The 15144-nt window shown below is 71.8% G+C and carries 12 protein-coding genes; 5 read left to right on the top strand and 7 right to left on the bottom strand.

Translation table 11 applies throughout. The features are described 5' to 3' along the window. Positions 1–98: 98 nt before the first annotated feature. Genes BMY19_RS23620 through BMY19_RS23600 form a run of 5 tightly spaced genes read right to left on the bottom strand, consistent with a single transcriptional unit; the run spans position 99 to position 4786 of the window. On the bottom strand, positions 99–986 hold the full coding sequence (locus BMY19_RS23620; protein ID WP_100253136.1) for a VOC family protein: 888 nt from the start codon (positions 984–986) through the stop codon (positions 99–101). A 52-nt stretch (positions 987–1038) separates the two neighbouring features. Then, on the bottom strand, positions 1039–1986 hold the full coding sequence (locus BMY19_RS23615) for an efflux RND transporter periplasmic adaptor subunit (protein WP_020095882.1): 948 nt from the start codon (positions 1984–1986) through the stop codon (positions 1039–1041). 57 nt (positions 1987–2043) lie between these two features. Further along, the gene (locus BMY19_RS23610) at positions 2044–2253 is read right to left on the bottom strand and encodes a DUF1656 domain-containing protein (RefSeq protein WP_091682073.1); all 210 of its coding nucleotides are present in this window, start codon (positions 2251–2253) and stop codon (positions 2044–2046) included. Then, positions 2250–4292, bottom strand: coding sequence for an FUSC family protein (locus BMY19_RS23605; RefSeq protein ID WP_100253135.1), 2043 nt, complete (start codon positions 4290–4292; stop codon positions 2250–2252). The genes BMY19_RS23610 and BMY19_RS23605 overlap by 4 nt, the downstream gene beginning before the upstream one ends. Continuing rightward, positions 4289–4786: a MarR family winged helix-turn-helix transcriptional regulator gene (locus BMY19_RS23600; RefSeq protein WP_020095879.1), complete on the bottom strand. Its 498-nt coding sequence runs from the start codon at positions 4784–4786 to the stop codon at positions 4289–4291. Before BMY19_RS23600 ends, BMY19_RS23605 begins: the two co-directional genes overlap by 4 nt. 384 nt (positions 4787–5170) lie before the next feature. On the opposite strand from BMY19_RS23600, the gene BMY19_RS23595 reads away from it, so the two are divergent. Continuing rightward, the gene (locus BMY19_RS23595; protein WP_244435356.1) at positions 5171–5332 is read left to right on the top strand and encodes a YjiS-like domain-containing protein; all 162 of its coding nucleotides are present in this window, start codon (positions 5171–5173) and stop codon (positions 5330–5332) included. Positions 5333–5346: 14 nt separating this feature from the next. Here BMY19_RS23595 and BMY19_RS23590 read toward each other — a convergent pair whose 3' ends face one another. Next, complete coding sequence (locus tag BMY19_RS23590) at positions 5347–6012, bottom strand: phosphatase PAP2 family protein (protein WP_244534998.1); 666 nt, start codon at positions 6010–6012, stop codon at positions 5347–5349. 273 nt (positions 6013–6285) lie between these two features. Here BMY19_RS23590 and BMY19_RS23585 point away from each other — a divergent pair, with 273 nt between their 5' ends. After that, on the top strand, positions 6286–6504 hold the full coding sequence (locus tag BMY19_RS23585) for a hypothetical protein (protein WP_020095876.1): 219 nt from the start codon (positions 6286–6288) through the stop codon (positions 6502–6504). Between the two features lie 819 nt (positions 6505–7323). Here the strand turns inward: BMY19_RS23585 and BMY19_RS23580 are convergent. After that, the gene (locus BMY19_RS23580) at positions 7324–10146 is read right to left on the bottom strand and encodes a patatin-like phospholipase domain-containing protein (RefSeq protein WP_100253132.1); all 2823 of its coding nucleotides are present in this window, start codon (positions 10144–10146) and stop codon (positions 7324–7326) included. A gap of 414 nt (positions 10147–10560) precedes the next feature. Between BMY19_RS23580 and BMY19_RS23575 the strand changes: the two genes are divergently transcribed. From BMY19_RS23575 to BMY19_RS23565, 3 genes are all read left to right on the top strand, one after another. After that, the gene (locus BMY19_RS23575) at positions 10561–12429 is read left to right on the top strand and encodes a di-heme-cytochrome C peroxidase (RefSeq protein ID WP_100253131.1); all 1869 of its coding nucleotides are present in this window, start codon (positions 10561–10563) and stop codon (positions 12427–12429) included. A gap of 154 nt (positions 12430–12583) precedes the next feature. Then, positions 12584–13723, top strand: coding sequence for a helix-turn-helix transcriptional regulator (locus BMY19_RS23570; protein WP_020095872.1), 1140 nt, complete (start codon positions 12584–12586; stop codon positions 13721–13723). A gap of 59 nt (positions 13724–13782) precedes the next feature. Continuing rightward, positions 13783–15075, top strand: a complete 1293-nt coding sequence (locus tag BMY19_RS23565) for a cytochrome P450 (RefSeq protein WP_100253130.1) — start codon at positions 13783–13785, stop codon at positions 15073–15075. Positions 15076–15144 lie beyond the last annotated feature (69 nt).

Genomic DNA, 15144 nt, shown 5'->3' with positions numbered 1-15144 from the left:
GCCATCGCTCCGGTGGTGGCGGCCGTGACGGTGATGCGGCTCCAGCCTTCGGGTCTCGCGCTCCGCGCATCGTGCCCGACGGAGCGTCGGCGGCGCTGTCAGTCGGTGGGCTGGAGCCGCAGAGCGATGCCCCAGGGATCGCGGACAACGAGCGCGCCGTCGTCCGCGCCGAGGGGCGCGCCGGCCTCGCGCAGACGGTCTCCCGTCGATGCCAGGGTCGGTCGATCGACCAGCAGCAGCACCTCGGCGAGGCCCGTCCGCCCCTCGGATCTGACGGCCGCACCGCGGCTGTTCCAGACGTTGCCGGCCAGCTGATGGTGGTAGCCGCCGGAGCCGAGGAACAGGGCCCCCGGATAGCGGCACATCACGTCGAAGCCGAGCAGGTTCGCGTAGAAGCGCTCTGCCGCTCCGAGGTCGCCCACTTGGAGATGGACGTGCCCGACGCAGGCGGCGGCCGGCATCGCCGACCAGGGACGTGTCGCGGCACCGACGATTCCGGCCTGATCGAGCCGTTCGTTGCGCATCACGACCGAACCGTCCGACGCACGCGGCCACGCCGATGCCGGGCGATCGACGTAGATCTCGATGCCGTTGCCTTCCGGATCGTCGAGGTAGACGGCCTCGCTCACGAGGTGGTCGGCGCCGCCCGTGAGCGCGATGCCGTGCCTCTCCGCGTGCAGGAGCCAGGCACCGAGGTCGCTTCGGTCAGGCAGCAGGAACGCCGTGTGGAACAGGCCGGCCTCGCGCGGGTCCCGTGACCGCGCGTTCGGGTCACGGCGCAGGACGAGGCGCGTCGCGTCGCCCGTCCCGAGCTGCACGGCACTCTCGGTCTCCGAGAGGATGCCGAGCCCGATGATGTCCCGGTAGAACCGCGTGAGCGCGTCGAGGTCGCGCACGGCCAGGGTCACCGCACCGATCCGGTACGGCGCCTCGGCCAGGACGCGGTCCGGCCCGGCCTGGGGCCGGCTCGAAGCGGGTGTCGCCATGGTTCGTCTCCCGATCTCTGTCCGTCCGGCAGGTGGGATCGCCGGCCGGTCCTCAGCGGCTTCTCGTCTCCCGGGCGGCGGGCTCCGGCGCCCCGCGCCAGGATCCGAACAGGCTGAAATGCGGGGTCCCGCCCTCGGACGCGACCGCGACCGTCGCCGTGCGGCCCGCGACCAGGCGGGTCTCGTCGGGAACGTCGTCCAGCTTGATCCGCACCGGGATGCGCTGGGCCAGCCGGACCCAGGCGAAGGTCGGGTTGACGCTGGCCAGCAGGTTCGAGCCCGCCGTGCGCTCGCGGTCCTCGATGCCGCCCGCGAAGCTCTCAACGCGGCCGTTCAGCGTCGACGTCTCGCCCATCAGGCGGACGCTGGCCTTGTCGCCGACATGGATGCGCGGGAGCTTCGTCTCCTCGAAATAGCCCTCGACGCGCAGCGTGTCGCTGTCGATGAGCGCCATCACGCCCCGCCCGGTGGACACGTAGGTGCCGGGACGCAGCTCCATGTTGGTGATGCGCCCGTTGACCGCGGCCTTCACCGCGGAGCGTTCGAGGTTGAGCTTGGCGAGGTCACGGTCGGCCACCGCCTGCCCGTACGCCGCCCTGGCCTCCAGGTCGGTCGCCCGGGCGGCCTCGACCCTCTGCTGGGACGCGGCGGCGTCGCTGAGCTTCTGATAGCGGACGTAGTCGGCGGCGGCCCGCTCGGCGGTCGCCTGCTTGCCCTCGACCACCGCCTCCGCCTGGCGCAGGGCGAGATCGAAGCGCTCGGGATCGATGCGGAACAGCACGTCGCCCCGCTTCACCACCTGGTTGTCCGCCACCAGCACCTCGGTGACGAGGCCGGAGACGTCGGGGGCCACCTGCACCACGTCGGCGCGCACGCGCCCGTCGCGGGTCCACGGCGCCTCCATGTAGTAGTCCCACAGCGCCAGCCCAACGACGATCGCGGCGGCGACCGTCCCGAGGGTGACGAGGAGGCGGAACGAGAGGGCGAGAAGCCGGGGCATGGAGGGATCCGGAAGGTGTGGGCAGGGCGAGACCGGGCGGCCGGACGAGCCCGCCGGTCAGGAGGTGAGAGGGACCGCGACCGAGACGACGAGGCCGAGGAGCACGACGTAGAGGGCGAGGTCGAACAGGGGCCGGTGCCAGACCATGCGGTAGAACCCGGTCCGGGCCAGCAGCCGCCGCACGAGCAGGCTCAGGGCGAAGGCGATCAGCATCCAGGCCGCGAGGCTCGGCACGAACACGCCGTACAGGTCGAGTTCACCCGTCATGCCGCGAGCTCCGGATGCGTGGTGGTGGGCAGCGTCGACCGGTAGGGCGGCGCGTCCGGGAACAGGCCGCGCCGGACGCCGACGAGACCCATCAGCGCGGCCCGGCCGGCCGCCCGCCGCGCGTCGCGGGAGACGGCGTCGAGGGCCCCGTCGACGGCATCGAGCAGGCCGGGGGCGGGCTTTCCCGGCTCGGCCGCGAAGTGCCGCGACAGCGCGACGAGGAGTGCCTCGACCGCCGCCCGGGCCGGCTCCGAGAGCTGCCGTCGGTCGCGCCGCAGTTCCACGACGTTGATGCCGACCCGGACCTCGGCAAGGAGGTCGGCGGTCCATTCCGCGTCGTCGGACGGCAGGGCGGCCAGCCGCGGCGCGATCAGGCCGACCCGATCGAGCATCAGCGCGGCGAGTTCGAGACCGTTCTGCGCGCCCTGGCGCCCGGCGGCGCGGGCGAGGCTGCGGCGGTTGACGGCCCGCAGGCGCCGCGCCGACCAGCCGGCGCCGACCGAGCGGACGAGGCGCGTGACGATGGCCGCGACCCACATGCCGACGATGACCGCGACGGAGGCGTTGGTGAAGGCCGCGAAGTCCCCCGTGTAGCTGCCCTGGAGGGCGATCATGGCCGAGCCGTTGACCGCCGCGCCCATCGCCAGGGGCGCGGTCCTCGGCTGGGCCATGAACACCCCGCAGGCCAGGAGGGCCGGCGACAGCGCCAGGGCGAGCATCTCGAAGGTGGTGGCCAGCGGCAGGACCGCGAACAGGTAGGCGCCCGCCCCCAGGGCGCCGACGATGGCCGAGTTGGCGAAGCTGACGATGAACGGGGCGGGATCGTCCTGGGCGGCGAAGAAGCAGCAGCCGACCGCGGCCATCATCGGGGCGGCCGAGCCGTGCGGCCATCCGGTCGCGATCCAGATCGCGCAGGTGACCAGGATGGTCAGGAACACGCCCAGGGCCGACAGCAGCGCCATGCCGTGGTCGCGGTGGCGGATCGTGCGCGCCGCCGCGGTGTACCGGAAGGTCAGGTCCTCGGTGACCGGCGTCCCGTCCGCGATGTGCCGCTGCAGGATCCGGGCGTCCTGGCGCAGGTCGATGAAGTCGCGCAGCCGCGCCAGGAGGCTCGCCAGCACGAGGGCGTCCCAGGACGGCCGCTCCCCGAGCCCGGGTTCGAGGGCGTCCGCGTCGGCCTTCAGGCGGTCGGCCTCAGCCTGTTCGGTGGTTCCGGAGGCGAGCCAGGCGGCCATGGCGTCGAGGAGGGTGCGCAGGCGCTGCGGCAGCGCGCTCGCCCGCTCCAGCGTCTCGATGCGGTCCGAGACCGCCGAGGCGATGGGCAGGAACATGAGCATGTGCTGGCGCAGGGTCGCCATGGCATCCGCCGAGCGTTCCGCGCCGGTCATGTCGTAGCGCAGCGGCGTCGCCAGGGCATCGAACGCGACCGCGTCCGAGGCCAGCTTCAGCCGGGTGGCCTGCGTGTCCGTCGTCGCGCGGGTGCGGCCGAGGACGTCGATGACCCAGCCCCGCGCGTCGCGCAGCCAGAGGTCGAGCCGGCCGGAGATCACCGGCGCCACCGATTGCGGCAGCACGATCGTGTTCACGAGGCTGGCGCAGAGGATGCCGAGGGTGATCTCCTCGGCCCGGGCCACCGCGACATCGAACATCGTCCCGGGATCGCCCACGGCCGGGAAGCCGATCAGCGCCGCCGTGTAGCCGCCGAGCATCATCAGGTAGCTGCGCGGGGTCCGGTCGAGGAGGGAGAAGTACAGGCACGTCGCGACCCAGGTCGCGATGGCGAGCGTCAGGAGTTCCGGCGCGTTCACGAGGTTCGGCACGAGGGCGACCGTGACCACGGCCCCGAGCAGGGTGCCGAGCACCCGGTAGAGCGCCTTGGAGCGGGTGGCGCCGGCCAGCACCTGGCTGGTGATGTAGACGGTGCCGAGCGCCCAGTAGGGGTTCGGCAGATCGATCCAGAACGCCAGGAACAGGGCCAGCATGCCGGCACCGAAGGTCTTGAGCGCGAAGGCCCAGTCGCGCCAGCCGGGGAGCGTCATTCCGCGGCCTCGCCGCGACGCGCCCCGGCCTCCGCCCCGTCGAGCCCGGCCTCGCCGCGGAGATGATCCTGCAGGGCCTGGAACACCCGCAGGCCGGCCTCCAGGTCCGCGGCGCTCACGGTCGCGAACACCGTCTCCCTGAGGCGCTCGAGATCCGCCTCGATCCGCGCGACGACCGCCTGTCCCGCGGGCGTCAGGGTCAGCACCTTCGCGCGGCGGTCGGTGGGGTCCTCCCGGCGCGCGACGAGGTCCGCCTTCTCCAGTTGATCCAGGAGCCGCACCAGCGACGGCCCCTCGATGCCGATCGCGTCCGCCAGGGTGGTCTGGCGCGGCTCGCCGCCCATGCGGGCGATCAGCACCAGCGGCAGGGCCTTGGCCTCCGAGATGCCGTGGGCCTCGGTCGCCGCGTTGGCCAGGCGCCGCCACTGCCGTCCGGAGAGCAGCAGCGTGTGGGTGTAGGCCAGACGGAGCTGCCGCAGGGTCTTGGCTGCCATCTCAAGCCTCCCGGCGGATCGTGGTGACGCGCATCGGGCGGCCCCGCACCGATATTGATAGCAACCTATCGATTGGCGCGGCGCCGTTCAAGGGCGCGCGCCGGCGGGCCACAACGCGCGGTGGTCCATCCCGCGGATCTTCGAGGCCGGAAGCCCGGTCCTCGAGGAACGCGACGCCAGCCTCGGCGATGCGCCCCTCGCGGCCGATGAGCCGACGCCGGCGCCGTCTCCACCTGGGACGCCCCGGCAACGCGGCGTGTGCGGCCGGGGGGCTCCCACCTTCCCGCCCATGCGGCGGGCCAGGCGTCCGGGCGTCCGTGACCTTCGTCACGGTCGCGGAGCGGCGCACAGGGCATGTCAGCCTCCGCAGGCCAGGAGGATCAGATGACGGCTCCGTTCTCCCTCATCAGGCGATGGCTCGACTGCCGTCGCGCGCGGAGCGAACTCGCGTCGTTCAGCGAGCGCGACCTCGCGGATCTCGATCTCGTCGGCTGTGACGTGAAGCGCATCGCCTCGGCGCGGTCCGTGCGGAGAGGCGCGGCCTGAGGATCCCGGCGCCGTCAGCGCGGCGACCTTCGCCGGTCGCGTGTCAGGCGGTCGACGGCGAACTCCGCGGCGATGCCGATGACGGCACCCGCCAGCACGTCGGCGGGGAAGTGCGCCCCGCGGAGAACCTGCGCGGTGACGACGCCGGCCGCGGCGGCGTAGGACGGTCCCCTGATCTCCGGATAGGCGCGCGCGGCGGCGCGCGCGACGGCGGTGCTCAGGGCGGAATGACCCGAGGGGAAGGATTGCCACGGACCGATGCCCGTTCCCGGCCATCCCCGCACGTAGACCCCCTCATCCATCAGGACGTTCGGCCGCGTCCGATGCACCGCCCGCTTCAAGCTCGTCTTGACGACACCGGCCAGGAGACCGGCTTGCAGCATGTGCCGCCCCGCTTCTGCCATCCGGCGATCGCGCACCATGAGCCCCAGGACGAGGGTGCCGGCAGACAGCGAGAGCAGGGACTGCCAGCTCCCGATCTCGCTCGCCGTCCCCACCGTTCGAACGACGGGGTGGTCTTTCGCGCGTGCCAGCCCGACGCCGAGGGCGACGTCGGCCGCCTCGAACCGGTTGGCGGTGTCGCGTGCTCTGACGTCGGACGGTCTGTTCGGGGATCGCGCAAGCATGGCTATAAACGCGCCCGACGGGCGTTCGTTCGATGCGGCCCCCGCGAACGGCACCCGCCACCGCACCCGCGCCCGGTCAGGGACGCGCGCCGCGTCGGCGAACTCACGGTCCGGACGGGAGAGGCCGTGATCGCCTGAACTCGGGCCCGGCGGATGGAGAGGATCGGCCAGGATCTGAGCCAGGATCTCAGTCAGGATCTCAGTCAGGACCGGCGGAATCGGACATGCGGCTCGGCCCCGAATACCCGTCAGGCCGGCCCGGAGTTGACGGAATCGGACAGATTGGACAGGTTCCAGTGACTAACCTGTGTTACAGTCAGGGCGACGATGTCCACTGATCTCCCCCAGGGTAGAGTCACGTTTCGCGGCCGCGGTCTGGCCTTCGCGCACGGCGCCAAGCTGGTGCTGAAGGTCTGCCCGCTGTGCTCGCAGTGGAACGCGCCCCGGGCTGCCGACCTCGGGCAGTGCGGCTGGTGCGCCTACACCCCGTCCTGTCGTGACGTCGAACCCGCGCCGAGCCGCCACGACACCGACGTCACCTCGTGAGACCGCGGAGGCTCGGACCGGCGCGCGACGCCGCGCATCGCGACGGTGCGGGGGCGGCGATCCGCACCGATGCCGGCATGCCCCGCGCCGTTCAGCTGTACTGAAGCTCGGCCCGCGCGCGGGAGAGCTTGCGCAGGATACGGCGGATGTGCTCGCGGAGCATGAGGGTCTCGTCCGTCGGGTTCTCTTCCGAAGCCATCGCCGACACATCCAAGACACTTACGGCCCGGTAGCGCATCCGCTCCTCCGCACGACATCACGACGTGTCCTAGCAGCTACTTTCAATTAACGCATCCATCATTTGATCGATTCCGCACCTCTGCAGCGCGCAAGTTTACGTAGATTTCTCAATCGATGCCCTGATCGGGCCGCGCAATAGAGTTTCCACGTCCCTCGCTTCACCGATCTGGCTTGCGCACGAAATAATCCCGGCCCCGATCAGCTTCGGCCGCTCGGTCTCGTGGCAGACGGTGGCCGGCTCGACACAGACCGCGCGCGGGTTCGAAGGACTTCCCCGCCCCGCCGGCCGGGCGGCGCTCGGGATGCCGCGGACAGGGGGCGCTCTGGTCGAGCCGCGATGCCTTGAACGACGTGCCGAGATCCTGAGCGCGGCCGGATCGGCATCGGCTTTCCTGCGCTTTGACCGCCCCGGAAGGAACTGATCTTCCGCTCTGCTACGACGCGCCGCCGCAGGGGCGCGGCCGGCGCGACGGACACCCCACCCCGGCGCCGGTCGTCCCGGACCTGCGCGTCCGCGCGGCCGCAGCGTTCGGCCGAGCGACCGTGATCGGGAGGTGCGCGCGTCCGGCGTCGCCCGCGCTAGGAATCCGCGGTCCGGCGCCCGATCTCGCTGTCGAGATACACGGACCAGTCCGACAAGGTCGTGAGCTGCGAGCCGAACATCTTGCTGACCTGGTAGTAGCCCAGGGCGCGATAGCTCTCGAACTGGCTCTCCGAGAACCACTGGTTGGCCGTGCTCTCGTGCGGGAAGGCCGGGCTGGTGGCGCCGTAGGCGCGGACTTCGGCGGGGATGTCGTCGAGGAAGCTCGGCTTGATGTAGATCAGCGAGGCCGCGTCGCGGGCCCCCGGATACGCGATCGTACCCCGCGCGTAGCCCAGCGCACCGGCACGCTTGCCCTCGCGCTCGATCGTCGCGCGGGGGAGAATGCGCATCTCGCCCATCTGGACCTTCGCCAGCCCGTCCACCTCGGCCTTCCGGATCACGTTGCCGAGGTCGAAGAACGTGCAGCGTTCGTCCTGGCCCGCGTCGATCACCACGATCCGCGCGCAGCGCCGCCGCAGCATCTCGTAGACGCCGAGATTGTCGAAATGACCGCCATCCGAGAGGTAGATCGCCTGCCGGACATCGGTGCTGCGGCCGCCGAGCTCGCTCAGGAGCGCGAGCACAGAGTTCCTCGGCTTGGCGAGCTTGAGGTCGTCCCGGCGCGCCACCGCGGGGTTGGGCAGCCAGGCGCCGAGCCGGACGTTGAACAGGGTCATCAGGAACGCGATCAGGCGCGACGAGTGATAGCCCCAGTTCGGGCTGACCGCCGCCCCGGAGATCGTCAGCAGACCGCCCAGCAGCGGCCCTCGGCCCGCGCTGACACGGTCGCCCGGGGTCTCCATCCCGGCATATTGCGACGTGCGGATGTAGGCCCCGCGCGGGCCGACGGTGCCGGGCCGGTCGCGCGCCCTGTCGGCGCGGTCGAGGATCGCCGAGCCGCAGGCGAAGGGTGTCGCGGTGAACGAGGCGGCCTTCCGCTCCGCCCACTCGGTGTGGAGGAGATCCGTCAGGTTGAGCGTCATGTTGACGACGGGCAGGAGCCGCTTCTCGGTCCCGAGATCGGCGATGCGCGGGCTGTCCTCCTCGTCGAAGTCCGTGAACGGATCGGCGTCGCGCCGCGTCCGCGCCGAGCCGAGGAAGCCCCGGGTCAGGCGGTTGCGGTAGACGCCGTGCATGGAGAAGCGGTTGACGTTGACGCGGCCGAACAGCCAGACGGCCCCGGCCAGGATTGCCGCCACCGCGACGTCCAGGATCACGATCATGCCGTAGGGGTTGATGCCGCAGACGGAGCCGGCATCCGCGCCGGCGTCCGCGCCGCCGAGCGCCCGGCGCGGCAGCAGGCAGTTGCCCCACCAATCGTGCGCCTGGCCGAGGAAGCGGCCGAGGCACCAGCCCATCAGGGCGAACAGGCTGATCCCGAAGACCGCCGCCATCGCGCTGAGGCCGATCATCACGAGGTCGTCCATGCGTCCCTTGGCGGCCAGGGACTGCGCGCGGACGAAGACCTGCTTGCCCAGGAAGGCGGCGGCCGGGCCGGTGGCGAGGGCGCCGAGCGCGCCGAACAGGGCGGGGATCTGCGCGTCCTGGCGGCCGAGGGCGTCGGCGGACAGGACGAGGCAGCACAGGCACAGGCCTGTCCAGCCCATCGCGGCCAGCAGGAGCTGGCCGTCGACCCGCGCGACCCACTCGCGGTCGAGGTCGGCGCACTCGGCGCTCTTCCGGAACCCGATGAAGATGACGCTCTGGAGAAGGTGGATGACGATCAGCGCCGGCGGGGCCGCGACCGTCAGGATCTGAGAGACCTCGGCCTTCGCGGCGTCGAAGCCGGCAGCGGAGCCACCGACCAGCCAGCCGATGGACGCGTCGGCGCAGACGCAGATCAGCCCGGCCGAGACGAGGCTGCTGGCGAGCCAGGGACCGAGATTCCGCTCGTACAGCCAGAGGCCCGGATGGCCCTTCGAGGTCTGCCAGATCAGGCCGCTGAGATAGGCCGCGACCTGCACGGCGAAGTAGGCGAGGCCCAGGCGGCACAGGGAGAGGCCCGAGACCGGCAGCGGCTGCTCGAACAGCGCGCGGAGCGTGAACGGCAGCGCGAGGGCCCAGACGCAGGTCGGCGCGATGATGCAGGCCGCGATCCGCGCCGGGGACGCGTACGCCGTGACGCCGCCCGTCCGCGGCCGATGGCTCGGCAGGAGGGTGCAGGCGCTGAACGTCGCGACGAACAGCGCCGCGCTGCCGAGCACCAGGGGCAGCCACAGCGTGCTGCCGCTCGCAGCCTCGAGCGCCGTCCGGTAGGCGAGCAGCGCGAGGGGGACGAACAGCAGCAGCGGGAAGATGATCAACCAGTTGAGGATCGTGTTCCGGATGTAGAGAACGATGCCGGCCCAGGTGTCGCGCGACAGGATCCCGACCTCCGGGGTCAGGTAGTTCGTGTAGCGCCGCAGCTTGGCGAAGATCTCGTTGCCCGAGCCGCCGAGCTGGCGCTCGGCCTCGGCGATGCTGCCGCACTGACGGATGAACGTCTGCAACCAGCCGCCGGCGAAACCGCCCCCCGATACCGTCGACAGGTAGTGGAATTCGCCGAGCATCCGCCGGCTGGCCAGGGCCTGCAGGGCGCCGAGGCAGAAGGTGGCGCTGCGGATCCCGCCGCCGGACAGGCACAGGGCGGCGAGCCGGGCCTGGTCGGCCCGCGCCTGCCAGGGCGCGCGATCGCCGGGCTCCGGCGGCCCGCAGAAATGATCCATCTCCTCCGCGAGCGCCTGCTCGGTGTCGAGGAACCACGCGTCCCGGCCCGTCGTCAGGGCGGGCAGATGGTGGGGAGAGGCATCCGCCTGGATGTCCGCGACACTGGCGCTCATCGCTCCTCCTATCGCCCGCTATCGCCCGCGCTGTGCCAGACTGCGCCGGACTGTGCGGGGTTCAGCCGCCGGTGCACGCCAGCGACCGCGCCCCGGCCGTCCTGATCGGTGACCTCTCGAACATCTCCCCGCCCGATGTCGAAACAAGTGACGATAAAATTTTACGGGATCAGTAACCGCTGTATAAACGATATCGAGAACAACGGTCGGGAGAACAGGTTACCCGAATCAGCATTGCGGCCGAGCAGGGGCGCTGCACCACCGAAGCCCGAAACTACCGGCGCGCCGACCCTCACAGAAAAACTGTATTCGAACATCATCCATTCGAATGACGCGCGCATGGGGATCGGCGTTTATTGAAATCGGCGAGACGCTTCGCGAAGGCAGGGTTCCCGCCATGTCCCAGGTGCGATCGTGACCCGCTCCCAGGCCGCCCGCCAGACTGCCCGCCACGCCGCCCGCGTCGTCGCGCTCACCGCGGCGATCCTGCTCCCGGCGCAGGCCGGATCGCGCGCCGCCGACCGAGGACCGGCAGACAGGCCGGGTGACAGGCCGGCAGACGGGCCGAGCGACAGGCCGGACGGCACCCCGCACTTTCTCGAGCAATCCTGGACGCCGCAGGAGCGCGCGTGGTTCTACCGGGCGAGCCAGGGCTCGCAGATCATGCCGTATGCCTGGTTCATGTCCCTGGAGCGCCCGGACGACGACACGCTCTTCGTCGCGGACGGGCTCGCGCGCTTCGGCTACCTGCCGAACCCGTACGACGGGACGCGCGGATCGGACCGCAGCGGGCTCCCCATCGGGTTCGTGAAGGACGTCGACGATCGCGGCGAGTGGATCGGCATGACCTGCGCCGCCTGCCACGTGAACCGGGTCGACCTGCGCGGTCGGTCGATCCTGATCGACGGCGGTCCGGCCGATGCCGACATGTTCGCCTTCATCGAGGAACTCGGCCGCGCCCTCGCGCGGACGCGCGACGACCCGGCGCGCTTCGAGCGCTTCGCCCGCCGCGTCATCCCGGCGGAATTGTCGGCGCCGGGGACGGGCCCGTCCGAGCCCGACCGCCGCCGCCTGCGGGCCAGCCTGACGCGGCTGGCCGAGGACTTCTCCCGTTACGTCGCGTCGAGCCGGACCGCGGTGCCCTGGGGGCCGGCACGCCTGGACGCGTTCGGCATGATCTTCAACCGTGCAACGGGCATCGATCTGCGCGACCCGCACAACATCGCCCCGCCCGACGCGCCCGTCAGCTACCCGTTCCTGTGGGATACGTCGTGGCACGACCGGGTGCAGTGGAACGGCTCCGCCGCGAACGGGCTCGCCGTCGAGCGCCTGGGCCGGAACGTCGGCGAGGTGCTGGGGGTCTTCGCCCGCACCGACATCCGGGAGCCGACCCTGCCGCCGCTCTGGTTCGAGACCTCGGCGGACCGGGTCAACCTCCTGCGGATCGAGAACCAGCTGGGCGCCCTCACGGCGCCGGCCTGGCCCGACCGGATCGCGCCGCGCACCGAGGCGCAGGCCCGGGACGCCGCGGCCGGCAAGATCCACTACGACCGGTACTGCCTGTCCTGCCACGCGATCGCCCCGACCGGCGCGAACCGCACGCTGACGGTGACCCTGACGCCGCTGGCGGAGATCGGGACCGACCCGAAGATGGCGACGAACGCTGTGTCCCGGCGCGCGCGGACCGGGATCCTCGAAGGGATCCGGATGCCGTTCCTGGCGACGACGCCGCCGCTGGCCGCCGAGACGAGCAGCCTCGAACTCGTGGCCACGCTCGTCGCCGGCGCGATCCTGGCGCCCCTCGACCGTGGACCGGCCCCGGCGGGCGTCGGGGCGGACCAGGCCGTCATCCTCGACCGGCTGCTCAAGCGCGGCACCGCCGCCCTCGAGGCCCGCAACGCGATGCTCGACGACGTCTCGACCGCCGGCGGCAAGGGCCTCGTCGCCGCGTTCGTCGGCGCGCGGAGAGACCGCGACCTCATGGTCTACAAGGCGCGGCCCCTCAACGGCATCTGGGCGACGGGCCCATACCTGCACAACGGCTCGGTGCCGAACCTGTACGAACTCCTGCTACCGTCCGGCCGGCGATCCAGGACGTTCCGGGTCGGCAGCCGGGAGCTGGACGAGGACCGGATCGGGTTCCGGTCCGATGTCGGGCCGTTCCTGTTCGACACCGCGCTGCCGGGCAATACCAATACCGGCCACGAGGGGCCGGCCTACGGGACCGAGCAGCTCGACGACGCGCAGCGCCGGCAGCTCCTGGAGTATCTGCGAACCCTGTAGGCGCGCTCCGCGGTTTCGATTTCTATCTTATCAGTATTGATTTGTCGTTCGATTGCATCTGTAATGGAACAACCGATTTCGGCACCTGTCGGTCCGACCGGATGGCTGGAGATCTGACAACACTCAAGACTCGCACTCAGCGCGGAGCGTGGCCATGCAGGATCTCGAGGCGTATTCGGTTCTGGTGGGGTCGATCTACGACCGCGTCGGCCAGCCGGAGGAGTGGTCGGCGCTCCTGGAGGATCTGACCGATTTCGTCGGCGGCCGGGTCGGCCAGCTCGCCGTGTTCAGCCTCGACGGGAACCGCAAGCCGCTCTGGGCGGTGTCCGGCTTCGAGCGGTCGCGGTACCGCGAGTTCCTCTACCGGCACGCCACCGAGGATCCGCGTCTCCCCTACATCCTGTCGAACCAGGGCAAGGTCATCCGCGCCGAGGAGGGGGTCGACGCGGTGCAGTTCCGCGAGTCCGCCCTGTTCAAGGAGGTCGTGCAGCCCTTCGAGATCGAGCACAGCCTCGTCACCTACTTCGCCAAGGAAGCCGACGTCATGGCGACGCTCGCGGCGATGCGGGGCGAGGAGGGCGGCCCCTTCCGGTCCGACGAGGTCCGGCGCCTGGCGATGCTCGTCCCGCACCTGCGCCGGGCCTTCGAGCTGTACGCATTGATGCGGCAGGCCTCTGAGCGCACGTCCGATCTCGCCTCCGCCCTGGACCTGCTCGACGCCGCCGTGATCCTCACGGATTCCGACCTGCGCGTCGCGCACGCCAACCGCGCCGCCGAGGCGCTGGCGCGGTCCCGGACCGGCCTGTCCTTCGTGAAGGGCAGCCTCGTCCTCAAGGACAGCCAGACCGGGCGGCGGATCGCCCGCGCGGCCGGCGAGGCGCTCGCGGCCGCGAGCGGCGACGTCGCGATCACGCAGGCCGACCACATCACCGTGACCTGCGGCGAGAGCGGCATGCCCTACCGGGTGTCGCTGCACCCGCTGTCGAAGCGGCCGGCGGGCACCGGGTCGAAGGTGCGGGCCGAGCTGGCGATCGTGATCCGGACCGGGACCCCGAAGGTCCAGGGGAGCAACGCCGCGCGGCTGCAGAAGCTGTTCGGGCTGACCGTCGCCGAGTCGATCCTCGCCAACGCGGTCGCTTCGGGACGGTCCCTCGACGACCACGCCCAGGACCGCGGCATCGCGATCTCGACCGCCCGCACCCAGCTGCGCGCCCTGTTCGCCAAGACCGAGACGCACCGGCAGGGCGAGCTCGTGGCGCGCCTGCGCGAGGGGCTGGACGTCTCGCTCAACTGACCACCGGGCGTCGGGCCGGACGGCCCGCGCCGCTCCGCGAACGCCACAGGAGGTCGTGCATGCGCGCCGCCGCTCCCGAGACGCCCTGCCTCGCCTTCCTGGAGGCCCTGCCGGTGGCGGAGCGCTGGCAGCGCGCCCGGGACTGGATCGCCCGGGCGCCGCGGCCCTTCTTCGCGCAGCTGCGCGCGCGGCGGACCGCCCTGGATTGCGGCGCGGCCATCCTCGTCGCCGGCCGCGCCGAGGTCGAGGAGATCCTGTCCCTGCCGCAGGTCTTCTCCGTCGCGCTCTACAAGCCCAAGATGGGCGAGTTCATGCTGGCGCTCGACGGCACGGAGGTGAATTACCGCGACAAGGCGGTCATGCGCGCCGTGCTGTCCTGGCGCGACCTCCCGGCGATCCGCGATCTGGCGGGCGCCGAGACCGACGCGGCCCTCGACGCGGGTCTCGACCAGGGCGGCGGATCCATCGACGTCGTGGCGTCGGTCTCGCGCCGCGTCCCGCTGCGGATCGTGCAGCGCTTCTTCGGGTTCGCGGCGCCCGATGCCGACCTGCTGCGCTGGTCGTACGCGAACCAGTTCGACCAGTTCAACAACCTCCCCTTCGACGAGCGCCCGGACGCCGACGCGATCCACGCGGCGGCGGATCTGGCGCGCCAGGAGATGCGGGCGGCCTTCGCCAGGATCATCCCGGCGCGCGTCGCGGCGATCGAGGCCGGCGCCGACCTGCCCGACGACGTCCTCACCCGGCTGCTCCGGCTGCACCTGCCGGCGGCGACCGGCTTCGGCATGGACCGCGTCGTCATCAACGTCGGCGGTCTGCTGATCGGGGCCATCGAGACCACGTCGGAGGCGGTGGTGCACGCCCTCGCGGAGCTCCTCGGCCGGCCGCAGATCCTCGCGGCGGCCCGCGCGGCCGCCCGGACCGGACCCGCCGCCTTCGACGGCTACGTGTGGGAGGCGCTGCGCTTCGCGCCGATCGTCGCCTTCATGTTCCGCCAGGCGGAGACCGACCACTTGCTCGGCCGGGGCAGCCCGGCCGAGAGCCGGATCGCCAAGGGCCGGGTCGTCCTGCCCCTCAGCCTGTCGGCGATGTTCGACGCGACCGGCGTGCCCGACCCCGACCGCTTCGACCCGGCCCGCCCGGAGCAGACCTATCTCCATTTCGGCCGGGGCCATCACGAGTGCCTCGGCCGCTACGTGGCGGGCGCGATGGTCCCGGAGATCGTTCGCCGCATCCTCCTGCGCGACGCCGTGCGGGCAGAGGGCGCGGTCGAGGACGGGGGCACGCCGTTCCCGACCGCGTTCCGGATCTCCTGCGCCGGCCGGCCGGCGGGGGCCGCCGGGCCCGGTTAGCCCGGCGCGCGCGGGACGTCGCCGACACCGCGCCCGGTCCCTCCGTCGCGAGCCCGGGCGGCGCGCGAC

The organism is Methylobacterium sp. UNC300MFChir4.1, assembly GCF_900110155.1.
Lineage (GTDB): Bacteria > Pseudomonadota > Alphaproteobacteria > Rhizobiales > Beijerinckiaceae > Methylobacterium.
This window is presented reverse-complemented; position numbering and strand designations above follow the sequence as displayed.

Coding starts and splice junctions, on each gene's coding strand:
- BMY19_RS23570 (WP_020095872.1), top strand. CDS start 12,584: ATGCAGGATCTCGAGGCGTATTCGGTTCTGGTGGGGTCGATCTACGAC.
- BMY19_RS23600 (WP_020095879.1), bottom strand. CDS start 4,786: ATGGCAGCCAAGACCCTGCGGCAGCTCCGTCTGGCCTACACCCACACG.
- BMY19_RS23610 (WP_091682073.1), bottom strand. CDS start 2,253: ATGACGGGTGAACTCGACCTGTACGGCGTGTTCGTGCCGAGCCTCGCG.
- BMY19_RS23565 (WP_100253130.1), top strand. CDS start 13,783: ATGCGCGCCGCCGCTCCCGAGACGCCCTGCCTCGCCTTCCTGGAGGCC.
- BMY19_RS23580 (WP_100253132.1), bottom strand. CDS start 10,146: ATGAGCGCCAGTGTCGCGGACATCCAGGCGGATGCCTCTCCCCACCAT.
- BMY19_RS23595 (WP_244435356.1), top strand. CDS start 5,171: ATGACGGCTCCGTTCTCCCTCATCAGGCGATGGCTCGACTGCCGTCGC.
- BMY19_RS23615 (WP_020095882.1), bottom strand. CDS start 1,986: ATGCCCCGGCTTCTCGCCCTCTCGTTCCGCCTCCTCGTCACCCTCGGG.
- BMY19_RS23620 (WP_100253136.1), bottom strand. CDS start 986: ATGGCGACACCCGCTTCGAGCCGGCCCCAGGCCGGGCCGGACCGCGTC.
- BMY19_RS23585 (WP_020095876.1), top strand. CDS start 6,286: ATGTCCACTGATCTCCCCCAGGGTAGAGTCACGTTTCGCGGCCGCGGT.
- BMY19_RS23605 (WP_100253135.1), bottom strand. CDS start 4,292: ATGACGCTCCCCGGCTGGCGCGACTGGGCCTTCGCGCTCAAGACCTTC.